The following is a 12,294-nucleotide window of genomic DNA, read 5'->3' as shown; positions in this document are numbered from 1 at the left end:
AGTGACCGTCGGCAGCCAGGCGCTGGTCGCGGGCGGAGGCGACCTTGGAGGACATGCCGAACAGTTCGATGAACCCGCGGGCCTGGGACTGGTCGAAGGAATCGCCTTCGTCGTACGTGGCCAGGTTGAAGTCGTAGAGCGAGGTCTCCGAACGGCGCCCGGTCACGGTGGCTTTGCCCGCGTGCAGGGTCATGCGGATGTCGCCGTTGACGTAACGCTGGGTGTCGTCCAGGAACACATCCAGGGACTTCTTCAGCGGGGAGAACCACTGGCCGTCGTACACCAGTTCGGTCCAGCGCTGGCCCACGGTCTTCTTGAAGCGGGCCTGCTCGCGCTCGATGGTCACGTTCTCCAGCTCCTGGTGGGCTGCAATCAGAGCCATGGCACCGGGGGCCTCGTAGATTTCGCGGGACTTGATGCCCACCAAGCGGTCTTCCACGATGTCGATACGGCCAACACCCTGGGCGCCGGCGCGGCGGTTCATCTCCTGGATGGCCTCCAGCGGGGTCACCGGGCGACCGTCGATGGCCACGGGGATGCCCTGGGAGAAGGTGAGCACCACTTCATCCGGTGCAGGGGCAAAGGCGGGATCGTCCGTGTAGTCGTAGACGTCCTTCGTGGGGGCGTTCCAGATGTCCTCCAAGAAGCCGGTCTCAATGGCGCGGCCCCACACGTTCTGGTCGATGGAGAACGGGTTCTTCTTGGTGGTGGCAATGGGAAGGTCGTTGCGCTCGGCGTAATCGATGGCCTTTTCGCGGGTCAGAGCCAGGTCACGGACCGGGGCAATGCACTTCAGGTCCGGGCCCAGGGTCTGGATGCCGACCTCAAAACGCACTTGGTCGTTGCCCTTGCCGGTGCAACCGTGGGCCACGGTGGTGGCCCCGAACTTCTTGGCGGCGTCCACCAGGTGCTTGACGATCACCGGACGGGAGACCGCAGAGACCAGCGGGTAGGAGTCCATGTAGAGGCCGTTGGCCTTCAGGGCGGGCATGCAGTAATCGTTGGCGAACTCGTCGCGAGCATCCGCGACCACTGCCTCCACGGCACCGCAGTCCAGAGCGCGCTGGCGGATGGATTCCAGGTCCTCGCCACCCTGTCCGACGTCCACAGCACAGGCGATGACCTCTGCACCGGTGGCTTCACCGATCCAGCCGATGGCCACAGAGGTGTCCAGTCCGCCTGAGTAGGCGAGTACAACGCGCTCGGTCACGAAAGTTCTCCTTGATGTCAGTTCGCTCGACGTTCATGCATGACTATACACGCCACAGTGTATTTATGCATTGCTGCCGGTTCGGACGGCGTCCTCCCCCACCTCGATGGTGCGCTTGAGGATCTTGCCAGTGGGGCCCTTGGGCAGCGCCTCCACAATCTGCCACACACGCGGCACCTTGTAATTGGCCAGTTGGGCTCGGACATGCTCATCCAGTTGCGTGATCACCGCACCTGGATCTTCGGGTTGCTCCCCAAAGGCGACGACGGCGGCCACCTCCTGCCCCAGGCGATCATCCGGGACACCGATCACCGCACATTCGGAGACACCCTGGAACTCAAAGATGACTTCCTCGACCTCGCGCGGATACACGTTGTAACCACCCCGAATGATCATGTCCTTCATACGGTCCACGATGTAGAACAAGCCGTCGTCGTCCTGACGGCCCAAGTCCCCGGAATGGAACCAGCCGTCCCGAATGGCCTGGGCCGTGGCTTCCTCCTTGCGCCAGTAGCCGGCCATGACGTACTGCCCGGAGATGGCGATTTCTCCGACTTCCCCATGGGGGACCTCCTCACCCATGGCATCCACCACCCGCAGGTCGGCACCGCGCACGGGCGTGCCGATGGAACCTGCCGCACGGGGTCCACCGAACTGGTTGAAGCAGACCACAGGTGAGGTCTCGGAAAGCCCGTAACCTTCCAGCACCACGGCATCGAACACCTTCTCCGCCCGCCGCAGCACCTCCACCGGGAGCGGGGAGCCCCCGGAGATGAGACCACGGATGTGTGGAAACTCCTCAGCCTTGCGCTTGACCGCTTCCTGCACCATGGCGATGTGCATGGAGGGCACGGCGGCCACCAGGGTCACGGCGTCGCGCTTCAGAACATCCACAGCCTTGACGGGCTCAAACCGGCCCAGCAACGTGACTGAGGCACCGGCCGCCGCCACAGCATTCATGGCCACGGTCTGACCGAACACGTGGAAGAACGGCAGCCCACCGAACAAGACGTCCTCCGGGGTGATGCTGAACAGCTCCACCACCAGTTCCGCATTGGTGCGCATGTTGCGATGGGTCAGCATGGCACCCTTGGGGCGCCCCGTGGTCCCGGAGGTGTAGAGCAGCACGGCGACGTCGTCCTCGTCCTTGTCCGCCACGTCCTGCGCAGGCTCTTGTTCCCCCATGCCCTGGAGAGACCCCGCCTCCAGCGTGATGACCGTGCGGTCCCCGGCGGCTGCCTCAGCGGTGACTGCCATGGCTTCCCACACGACGACGGCAACCGCCTGCGAATCTTCAAGGTGATAGGCGACTTCACGCTCCGTGAGCAGTGGATTCAGCGGCACCACAATTGCACCCAGGCGCAGGATCGCGTTGTAGATCACGGGAACGTGCGGCACGTTCGGCAGGATGATGGCCACCCGATCACCATCAGAAACCCCTGCTCTGCGCAGCTGACCAGCAAAACACGCACTCAGGTGATGCACCTGGGCGTAGGTCAGCTGGGCGTCGTCGAGTTTGACCATCACCCGGTCGGCATGCGTTCCAGCGGAGGTGGTCAGCAGGGTTGCCAGATTGGTCACGGGGTACTCCTTGCAGCCGAACGAGTGATGTGCGCCACAGTCTAAATCCGCAGTACAGGTCAGACACAATGGAGTCATGACCCAACCCCCAGAGCTCAGCCCCCAAGAACTCGAAGTCCTGCAGTCCATGTTCGACGCCGCCCGTGATGGCCGCACCCAGTACCTGGCCTCAGCCGTGGACCAAGGCGTTCCCGTGAACCTGACCAACAGCAAGGGCGACACCCTGTTGAACCTGGCGTCCTACCACGAACATCCGGAGACGGTGGCTGCCCTGCTGGAGCGCGGTGCAGACACGGAACGAGTGTCAGACATGGGCTTCACGGCCCTGATCTGTGCCGTGTTCCGCGGCAACCAGGCCATCACCCAGATGCTGTTGGAGGCCGGCGCCCGTCAGGACACCGGCCACCAACACGCCCAGGCCGTGGCTCGCGAGTTCGGCCGCACTGCGGTGCTGGAACTGCTCGAAGCCAACGACTGACGGCTCAGTCCAGCACGATCTCCCGCTTGAGGATCTTGCCCGTGGGGCCCTTGGGCAGCGATTCCATGACCCGGTAGTGCTTGGGTCGCTTGTAGACGGCCAGGCCCTCACGCGCTGCGTGGCGCAGTTCAGTCACCACGGAATCGGCGTCCGCGCCGTCGTTGAGCACGATGCACGCGACCACGTCCTGTCCCACGGTGATGTCCCCCTGCCCCACCACGGCAGCCTCATGGACGGCAGGGTTTTCGTAGAGGATTTCCTCGATCTCGCGCGGGTACACGTTGTAGCCGTTGTGCAGGATCATGTCCTTCTTGCGGTCCACGATGAAGAACCGGTCCGTCTGATCCTGGCGGCCCACATCCCCGGTGCGGAAGAACTCCCCGCTGAATGACTTTGCGGTGATCTCCGGGAGGTTCCAGTACCCGGCCATCACAAACTGCCCACGCACCACGATCTCCCCGATCTCGCCGCGGGGAACCTCTTGGCCGTCGTCGTTGAAAATGCGGACGTCAGCGCCATCGCAGGCCGTGCCGATGGAGCCGGGCACGCGGTCATTGACGGGGTGGTTGAAGCAGACCACCGGGGAGGTTTCGGACAACCCGTAGCCTTCATACACCGTCACGCCGAACAAGGATTCGAATTCCTTGAGCACTTCCACGGGCATGGAGGCACCACCGGAAATGGCATTGACCAGGGTGGGATAGCTCGCCCGTTCTGCGCGCTTCAGGCTGTTGACGGCCACGAACATGGAGGGCACCCCCACAAACCGTGTGACGCCGTGGGCCTGAATCTGCTTGAGCACGGAGCGGGGCTGGAAGGCGGCGACGGCGCTGACGCATGCACCCACCGCAATCACCGCGTTGAGCACCACGGTCTGGCCGAACACGTGGAAGAACGGAAGGGCCCCCAGGAACACGTCCTGGGAGCGGTAATCGAACATGCGCGTGGTCATCCAGGCGTTGGAGCTCAGGTTGTGGTGCGTGAGCATGGCCCCCTTGGGGGTGCCGGTGGTCCCGGAGGTGTAGAGCAGAACCGCAAGGTCGTCACCCACGCGCTGGACCATCTCCGGCGCATCAGAGCGGGCACCTTCGGCCACCTGATCAGTGTCCACCGTGGCAGCATCCAGCGTGATGACCTCAATGGACTCGTCCATGGTGGCCACCACCTCCCGCACGTGATCGGCCATCACCTGGAACACCAACACGGCACTGACCTGGGCGTCACGGAACAGCCCCTCCAGCTCACGTCCCGTCAGCAAGGGGTTCAGCGGAACCACCACGGCTCCAGCCTTGAGCACCCCGTAGTAGGCAACGGGCATAGCCGCGACGTTTGGGGAGATCAGGGCCACCCGATCACCCGGCTGAACACCCACCGCTTTGAGACGGGCATGCATGGCATCCGCCAGATGATCCAGCTGCTGGTAGGTGATCTGCTGGGAGTCGCTGCGCACAGCAATGTTCTGGGGATGCCGTTCGGCGGAACTTGTCAGCAGTGTGGCCAGGTTCGTCACGGTCATTCCTCAGGTTGCGGAGCACTGGATACCCGGGCCTGGGACACACCATGTGACGACGTTCCCCCATTGACCCGAATCCTTATTGGATCACACACGGTCACCGCCGTGCTGGGGCCCGGTGCCCCACCACCCAAGGTGTGATCAGTCCCGGGAGGTCAGCGCCAGGAAATGCTCCGCCAGGTCCTGGCCGCCCTTGGGGTCGCGGGTGACCACCATGATGGTGTCGTCCCCCGCAATGGTGCCCAACACCTGGTGCATGGTGGATTGGTCGATCACCGAGGCGAAATACTGGGCGGCCCCCGGTGGGGTCCGCAACATCACCAGATTCGCGGAGGCCTCCGCGGTGATCAGCAGTTCCTTGCACAGGGCAGCCAGTCTGCTGTCCAAAGCCTCGGCAATCTTCTCCCCACCCACCACGACGTCGCTGGAGCCAGGTTGCGGTACGGCGTACACCAGTGTCCCGGATGCGTCCCGTACGCGCACGGCTCCCAGTTCCACCAGGTCACGGGAGAGAGTGGCCTGGGTGACCTGCAGTCCGTCCTGCCCCAGCAGCTCGGCCAGTTCAGCCTGAGAGCGCACGGATCCTGCCGTCACCAATGCCACGATGCGCGCCTGGCGTGCTGTTTTTGTGGCGGGAATGGTCATGATCGCACTGCCCCGGATTCCAGGTCGTAGCGCCCGGAGCGGGCCAACAACCACACCATCAAGGCTTTCTGGGCATGCAGTCGGTTCTCGGCTTCATCGAACACCACGGACTGGGGGCCGTCGATCACCTCCGCGGTGACCTCTGATCCCCGGTAGGCCGGCAGACAGTGCAGGAAAATGGCGTCCTGTGCAGCCTGGTCCATGGCTGCCTGATCCACCGTGTAGACCTTGAACACCTCAGCCCGGTCCGCCTTCTCAGACTCCTGTCCCATGGACACCCAGGTGTCGGTGCAGACCACATCTGCACCGGCCAATGCCTCGGCAGGATCGGTGGTCACCAGAATCTCCGCCCCGGTTTCCTGGGCCCGCTGCCGGGCGGCATCAACGACGGCGGCATCCGGTAGGTAACCCTCTGGCCCGGCAATGCGAACGTTCATTCCTGCCGTGGCCATGCCCAGGAGATAAGAGTTGGCCATGTTGTTGGCGGCATCCCCCAAGTAGGCGAAGGTCAACCCCTGCGTGGTGCCCTTGTGCTCACGGATGGTCTGCAGGTCTGCCAGGATCTGACAGGGGTGGTACTCGTCCGAGAGCGCATTGATCACCGGGACCGTTGCATGTTGTGCCATCTCATCCACACCGGATTGGGCAAAGGTCCGCCACACGATCACGGAGACCATGCGAGAGAGCACCTTGGCCGTGTCAAAGATGGACTCCTTGACTCCCATCTGCGCCTCCCCGGGGTTCACAATCAATGGCTGACCGCCCAGATCAGCAATGCCCGCGGCAAAGGAGAACCGGGTACGGGTTGAGGTCTTGTCAAAGATCACGGTGGCCGTCTGAGGACCGGCCAACGGCTTGTGGATCCAGCGGTCGGCCTTGAGTACTGCTGCCAGGTCAAGGACCTCGGCCTGCTCTGCTGGTGTGAGATCGGTGTCCCGGAGGAAATGCCGCAACATAAGGTGTCTCCTGATGGTGGAAGTCTGGGGGTGTTTGGTGCCTTGGGTCTCTGACTCAAGCCGGGTTGGCGACTCAGGCCCGGTTCGTGACTCAGGCCCGGTTGGTGACTGTCAGGCCTGGTTCACGGCTGTACGAGCTCGGGCCACGATCTTTGGCAGCTGGGTCAGGAAGGACTCTGCTTGCTCTTCCGTGAGGATCAGCGGTGGAGCCAGTCGAAGGGTGGCTCCACCAGTGCTGTTGACAATGAATCCCTGGGCGCGGGCAGCCGCCACCACGGCCGCACCCAACGGGGCCGTGGTTTTTGAGTGCTCGTCACGGATGTCCACCAGATCGAAGCCGATCAGGAAGCCGTGGCTTCGAACTTCCGCGACGTCATCCAGCTGACCCAAACCATCGGCAATCACCTTGGAAACAGAGCGAACATTCGCCATCAGATCCTGTTCTTGGATGATCCGCAACGTGGCCAGACCAGCCGCAGTGGCCAGAGGGTTGCCGCCGAACGTGGTTCCGTGCTGGCCGGCAGTGAGCAGGTCAGAGACCTCCTGCCCCAGGGTGATCATGGCGCCGATGGGGAATCCACCACCCAGGCCCTTGGCCAAGGTGATGGCATTCGGGAGCTCGCCGGGGTTGAGCTGATCAGGGAAGGCCAGCCACTGGCCGGTGCGCCCAATGCCCGTTTGGACTTCGTCTAGGATCAGCAGGGCGCCGTGCTGACGGGTCAACTCACGCGCACGTTGGAGCCAGCCCTCAGGTAGTGCGTGCACACCCTGTTCACCGCGGATGGGTTCCACCACCAGCGCGGACACGGTGTTGTCCATGACCTCTTCCAAGGCTTCCAGCGTGGGCGCAATGTGCACCACACCGCCCGGCAACGGCTCAAAGGGTTGCCGGTACGCCTTCTTGGCGGTCAGGGCCAAGGCCCCCATGGTGCGCCCGTGGAATGAACCATCCACCGCCACGATCTTGGTGCGGGCTCCGTCCTCCCCCGCTTTCTGGTGTCCGTTGCGCCGAGCCAGCTTGAAGGCAGCCTCATTGGCCTCAGCTCCGGAGTTGGCAAAGAACACGTGTGTACCAGCCGGTGCACCGCAGATCTTCAACAGCGCATCTGCCAGTTCGATCTGCTGGGGTGAGGTGAAGAGGTTGGAGATGTGCCCCAGCGTCTGGGCCTGGTCTGCAACCGCCTCCGCCCACTGAGGATGGGCATGGCCCAACACGTTGACCGCAATGCCGCCCAACAGGTCCAGTAGTTCGTGACCATCGGCATCCCACACTCGCGCGCCCTCACCGCGGACCAGAACTGCCTGGGGCGCACCAAAAACACCCAGCAGGTGGTCACGGTACTGCTGCAACAGGTGGTCCTGGGTGGAGATGGGCGAGCCGTTGGAGGGTTCCGCGGTCATGATGTCTTTCCTCGAAAGTCCGGGTCGATGATCTGCAGGGCGGCGGTGTCCGCCACAGGTGTTTCCAGCTTGGGAGCCAGAACGGCAGGTGGTTGGGCGGGCAAGGCACCGTCGGGACGGACCTCTGTACCGATACCACGGTCCGTGAAGATCTCCAGGAGTACGGAATGGGCTTCACGGCCATCCACAATGGTGGCCCGCCCCACCCCGCCGTCCACTGCCGCCAAGGCAGCCTCCATCTTGGGGATCATCCCGGACTGCAGGGACGGCAGGAGTTCACGCAGCTCGGAAGCGGTGAGGGAATCAATCAGGGAGTCCCGGTCCGGCCAGTTGGCGTAGAGCCCCGCCACGTCCGTGAGGGCCACGAACTTCTCCGCCTGCAAGGCGACTGCCACGGCAGCCGCGGCAGTGTCTGCGTTGATGTTGAGCACTTCCCCGGTCACGTTGCCGTGGGCATCAACCTCCGGTGCGATCGAGGAGATCACCGGGATGTTGCCATTGGCAATCAGCTGGCGCAGCGGCTCCGGATTCACGGACACCACTTCCCCCACGTGCCCCAGGTCCACTTCCTGGCCGTCCACCACGGTCCCGCGGCGCACGGCGTTGAACAAGGAAGCATCCTCCCCGGAGAGCCCCACCGCATACGGCCCGGTGGAGTTGATCAGATACACCAGTTCCCGTTGGACCTGACCGGTGAGCACCATGCGGATGGCATCAATGGCTTCCCGGGAGGTCACCCGGAGGCCACCACGGAACTCCGATTCGATCCCCAATCGCTCCAACATCGCGTTGATCTGGGGGCCGCCCCCGTGTACAACGACGGGTTGGATGCCCACTGAGCGCAGGAAGACCATGTCCGCGGCGAATGCGCGACGCAATTCATCCGAGACCATGGCGTTGCCGCCGTACTTGAACACCATGACGCTGCCGCTGAATCGTGTGATCCACGGCAGGGCTTCCATGAGCACGCCGGCTTTGACCTTGGCGGTCTCGAACCGGGAATAAGGCGATGTCATGTGGGTCTCCGAGTAGTTCCTACGGGTGGTTGAACACAGCTCGTGTGAAGAACGCGCCTCAGGTGGAGTACGCGCTGTTTTCTTCCACGTAGTCATGGGTGAGGTCATTGGTCCAGATGGTGGCTTCATGGGACCCCACCTTGAGGTCAATCAGCACCTCAACCTGGCGAGTGGATGCCAGATCCACGCCGTCGCGCGAATCCCCGATCATGCCGTCACGACACACGGTCACTCCGTTGATGGTCACATCCAGCTCATCAGGGTCGAACACCGCCTGGGTGGTGCCCACGGCGGAGAGCACACGCCCCCAGTTGGGGTCATTGCCGAAAATGGCAGTTTTGAACAGATTGGAGCGGGCCACGGAGCGGGACACCTCAGCGGCGTCGTCCTCACTGACAGCGTTGTAGGTGGTGATCACGACGTCGTGACTGGCGCCTTCGGCGTCGTGGATCAGTTGTGTGGCCAGGCTGTGGCACACGGCAGTCAGGGCTTGCAGGAACTCGGGTTCATCTGCTGCCACGCCGGAGGCGCCGGAGCCCATGAGGACCACGGTGTCATTGGTGGACATGCAGCCATCCGAGTCCGCGCGATCAAAGGTGCGCGAACACGCCTCTTCCAGGCAGCGCTGCAGCACTGACGAGGGCATCTGGGCATCCGTGGTGATGACCACCAACATGGTGGCCAGACCCGGTGCCAACATGCCCGCGCCCTTGGCCATGCCGCCCACACTCCACCCCTCCGGGCTCACGTAGGCAGCCTGCTTGGGCACCGTGTCCGTGGTCATGATGGCAGTGGCAGCAGACAGACCGGCAGCGTCGTCCTCAGCAAGGGCTGCAACCACGGGGTCAATGCCGCCCCGGACGGTCCCCAGCGGCAGCTGTTCACCGATCAACCCGGTGGAGCAGACCACCACGTCCCCGGCACCGATTTCCAGAGCCGCACCCACCAGCTCTGCGGTGGTGTGCGAGGTCTGGAAACCTTGCGGGCCGGTGCACGCGTTGGCGCCACCGGAGTTGAGGACCACGGCACGGGTAGTGCCATCGGCAACCACCTGCCGGGACCAGTGCACGGGGGCTGCGGCCACACGGTTGGTGGTGAACACCGCCCCCACGGCGGTCTGAGGGCCGTCGTTGACCACCAAGGCAAAGTCCGGTTTGCCGGAAGGCTTGAATCCCGCCGTGATCCCAGAAGCCCGGAATCCCGATGCGGCAGTCACACCGCGGTCGGTCACCACGGACATGCCGCCACCGGGGTTCTGGGACGGGTGCATGGAATCGTTCACGGGGCCACTCCCTGTTGTGTCAGGCCTGTCTGCTCCGGCAGACCCAAGGCGATGTTCATGGACTGAATGGCACCACCGGCGGTGCCCTTGGTCAGATTGTCCAGAGCTGCCACCACAATCAGGCGGCCGGCCCGTTCATCAGCAACCACCTGCAATTGCACGTGATTGGATCCCAGCACCGCCTGGGTGGTGGGCATCTGCCCCTCAGGCAGCACGTGGACGAACGGCTCCTGGGCGTAGGTGTCCACGTAGAAATCCCGTACGGCGGTGGCTGCCATGGTGCCGGTCAGTTTGGCGGTCGCCGTCGTCAAAATGCCGCGGGGCATGGGCGCCAACGTGGGGGTGAAGGAGACGGTGACCTCGCGGCCACCGGCCACCCAGCCCAGTCCCTGTTCGATCTCCGGGGTGTGACGGTGGAGGCCACCCACGCCGTAGGCGGTCATGTTCCCCATGACTTCAGCCCCCAGCAGGTGCGGCTTGAGAGCCTTGCCTGCCCCTGATGTTCCGGAGGCGGCCACAATCACAATGTCCGTGGTCTCCACTGCACCGGCTGCAACGGCCGGTGCCAGTGCCAGCTGCGATCCGGTGGGGTAACAGCCAGGCACCGCAATCCGCGACTGGCCCTCCAACCGCGAGCGCTGCCGGGTGCCGTGCGGGTCCACAATCATCTCCGGCAGACCGTACGGCCACGTCCCCGCATGAGCGGAACCGTAGAACTGCTCCCAGGCCTCGGATGATTCCAGGCGGTGATCTGCTGCAGCGTCGATCACGATGGTGCCTTCAGGCAGTTGCGCCGCGATCTCTCCGGAGCGTCCGTGCGGAAGTGCCAGGAACACGACGTCGTGTCCGGCCAGCGACTCCACGGTGGAATCCACCAACACTCGATCGGCGAACGCGTGCAGGTGCGGTTGCAGATCCCCCAACCGTTGGCCTGCATTGGAGTGGGCTGCCACAGCTCCGATCTGGAGCTGTGGGTGATGGGCCAACAGCCGCAGGACCTCGCCGCCTGCGTAGCCCGTGGCGCCGGAAACAGCTACGGAAAACGTCATGCGCACCACTTTACGCAAATTTATGCAGTCGTGTCTATATTTATACAACTGCGTTCGTGACGCTGCGGCGATAGGCTCGTGACACACGTCATATGACCGCTGCAGAGCTCTTCGCTCGGGCAGGTCGGGCGTGACCAGCGCTACCCAGAGTGAGGAGACAGTCCCATGCGAGCCGTCCGAATCCACAAACACGGTGGCCCGGAAGTCCTGACCGTGGATGACGTGGACACCCCCACCCCAGGCCCCGGTCAGGTCCTGGTGCGCACGGCACGCACCGGGGTCAATTTCATCGAGACCTACCAGCGCGAGGGGATTTACGACGTCGAACTCCCCTTCCTTCTGGGCTCAGAAGGCTCCGGAGTGGTGGAGGCCGTTGGCGACGGTGTCACCCAGCTCTCCCCCGGTCAGCGTGTGATGACCTCCCAAGGTGTGGGCACCTACGCCGAATACTTCCTGGTCAACGCCGAGCAAGCCGTTGTGGTGCCAGATTCCATCAGCGATGACGACGCCGGTGCCCTACCCCTTCAAGGTTTCACCGCGCATTACCTCACCCGTTCCACCTACGCCGTGGGCCCAGAAACCACTGCGGTCATCACCGCTGCTGCGGGTGGTGTGGGCGGTCTGGCCATTCAGTACATGAAACAGTTGGGCGCCACGGTGATCGGACTGACCTCCAGCCAGAACAAGGCGGAGACCGCGCGGTCACTGGGAGCCGACCATGTTCTTCCGTACGACGGATTCGTAGACGCAGTGCTGGATCTGACCGACAGCATGGGGGCGGACGTGGTCTACGACTCCGTGGGCAAATCCACTTTTGACGAATCCTTGGCGGCCACCAAGACCCGCGGGACCGTGGTGGTCTTTGGTGGCGCCTCCGGCCAGGTTCCGCCGTTCGATCTCCAGCGCCTCAACGCCATGGGATCGCTCTATGTGACCAGGCCGTCCCTCAACGCCTACCTGCGCACCCCGGAGGAACTGCAGTGGCGCGCCCAGGAGATGTTCCAGGCCATTGAATCGGGACTCACAGTCCGCGTGGGTGGAAATTACACGCTGGAGGATGCCGCATCAGCACACGCGGATTTGGAGTCACGGGCAACGCAGGGCAAGCTGCTGCTCACCCCGTGATGTCCTTGGTGTTCTTGTGAGAGCGCGCCGGGGCCTCA

At 63.7% G+C, this 12,294-nt stretch carries 11 protein-coding genes; 2 read left to right on the top strand and 9 right to left on the bottom strand.

Translation table 11 applies throughout. The features are described 5' to 3' along the window. Positions 1–1,210, bottom strand: a 1,210-nt coding sequence (locus tag L979_RS09115; protein ID WP_047691894.1) for an argininosuccinate synthase, incomplete at its 3' end; no start/stop codon positions are given. Between the two features lie 63 nt (positions 1,211–1,273). Continuing rightward, on the bottom strand, positions 1,274–2,791 hold the full coding sequence (locus L979_RS09110) for a long-chain fatty acid--CoA ligase (RefSeq protein ID WP_047691892.1): 1,518 nt from the start codon (positions 2,789–2,791) through the stop codon (positions 1,274–1,276). 76 nt (positions 2,792–2,867) lie between these two features. Between L979_RS09110 and L979_RS09105 the strand changes: the two genes are divergently transcribed. Next, positions 2,868–3,269: an ankyrin repeat domain-containing protein gene (locus L979_RS09105; protein ID WP_047691890.1), complete on the top strand. Its 402-nt coding sequence runs from the start codon at positions 2,868–2,870 to the stop codon at positions 3,267–3,269. A gap of 4 nt (positions 3,270–3,273) precedes the next feature. On the opposite strand, the gene L979_RS09100 is transcribed toward L979_RS09105, so the two are convergent. The 7 genes from L979_RS09100 to argC all read right to left on the bottom strand — a co-directional run bounded on the left by L979_RS09100 (position 3,274) and on the right by argC (position 11,131). Then, positions 3,274–4,779, bottom strand: coding sequence for a long-chain fatty acid--CoA ligase (locus L979_RS09100; RefSeq protein ID WP_047691902.1), 1,506 nt, complete (start codon positions 4,777–4,779; stop codon positions 3,274–3,276). A 144-nt stretch (positions 4,780–4,923) separates the two neighbouring features. Next, positions 4,924–5,427 carry an arginine repressor gene (locus L979_RS09095; protein ID WP_047691888.1) on the bottom strand — a complete coding sequence of 168 codons (504 nt, stop codon included), beginning with the start codon at positions 5,425–5,427 and terminating at the stop codon, positions 4,924–4,926. Further along, entirely contained in the window at positions 5,424–6,383 is a 960-nt protein-coding gene (argF, locus tag L979_RS09090; RefSeq protein ID WP_047691886.1) for an ornithine carbamoyltransferase, read from the bottom strand. The genes L979_RS09095 and argF overlap by 4 nt, the downstream gene beginning before the upstream one ends. Before the next feature lie 111 nt (positions 6,384–6,494). Beyond that, positions 6,495–7,784, bottom strand: a complete 1,290-nt coding sequence (locus tag L979_RS09085) for an acetylornithine transaminase (protein ID WP_052209726.1) — start codon at positions 7,782–7,784, stop codon at positions 6,495–6,497. Beyond that, the gene (argB, locus tag L979_RS09080) at positions 7,781–8,800 is read right to left on the bottom strand and encodes an acetylglutamate kinase (protein ID WP_081994192.1); all 1,020 of its coding nucleotides are present in this window, start codon (positions 8,798–8,800) and stop codon (positions 7,781–7,783) included. The genes L979_RS09085 and argB overlap by 4 nt, the downstream gene beginning before the upstream one ends. Before the next feature lie 58 nt (positions 8,801–8,858). Beyond that, entirely contained in the window at positions 8,859–10,040 is a 1,182-nt protein-coding gene (gene argJ / locus L979_RS09075) for a bifunctional glutamate N-acetyltransferase/amino-acid acetyltransferase ArgJ (RefSeq protein WP_047691896.1), read from the bottom strand. 38 nt (positions 10,041–10,078) lie between these two features. After that, positions 10,079–11,131, bottom strand: a complete 1,053-nt coding sequence (gene argC, locus L979_RS09070) for an N-acetyl-gamma-glutamyl-phosphate reductase (RefSeq protein ID WP_047691884.1) — start codon at positions 11,129–11,131, stop codon at positions 10,079–10,081. Positions 11,132–11,296: 165 nt separating this feature from the next. On the opposite strand from argC, the gene L979_RS09065 reads away from it, so the two are divergent. Further along, complete coding sequence (locus L979_RS09065; protein ID WP_047691883.1) at positions 11,297–12,256, top strand: quinone oxidoreductase; 960 nt, start codon at positions 11,297–11,299, stop codon at positions 12,254–12,256. Positions 12,257–12,294: the final 38 nt, after the last annotated feature.

Source organism: Kocuria sp. ZOR0020, from assembly GCF_000800955.1.
GTDB classification, from domain to species: Bacteria; Actinomycetota; Actinomycetes; order Actinomycetales; family Micrococcaceae; genus Kocuria; species Kocuria subflava.
This window is presented reverse-complemented; position numbering and strand designations above follow the sequence as displayed.

Excerpts from the sequence above, each read along its gene's own strand:
- L979_RS09105 (WP_047691890.1), top strand. The coding sequence starts at position 2,868 with ATGACCCAACCCCCAGAGCTCAGCCCCCAAGAACTCGAAGTCCTGCAG.
- L979_RS09095 (WP_047691888.1), bottom strand. The coding sequence starts at position 5,427 with ATGACCATTCCCGCCACAAAAACAGCACGCCAGGCGCGCATCGTGGCA.
- argF (WP_047691886.1), bottom strand. The coding sequence starts at position 6,383 with ATGTTGCGGCATTTCCTCCGGGACACCGATCTCACACCAGCAGAGCAG.
- L979_RS09085 (WP_052209726.1), bottom strand. The coding sequence starts at position 7,784 with ATGACCGCGGAACCCTCCAACGGCTCGCCCATCTCCACCCAGGACCAC.
- argB (WP_081994192.1), bottom strand. The coding sequence starts at position 8,800 with ATGACATCGCCTTATTCCCGGTTCGAGACCGCCAAGGTCAAAGCCGGC.
- argJ (WP_047691896.1), bottom strand. The coding sequence starts at position 10,040 with ATGTCCGTGGTGACCGACCGCGGTGTGACTGCCGCATCGGGATTCCGG.
- argC (WP_047691884.1), bottom strand. The coding sequence starts at position 11,131 with ATGACGTTTTCCGTAGCTGTTTCCGGCGCCACGGGCTACGCAGGCGGC.
- L979_RS09065 (WP_047691883.1), top strand. The coding sequence starts at position 11,297 with ATGCGAGCCGTCCGAATCCACAAACACGGTGGCCCGGAAGTCCTGACC.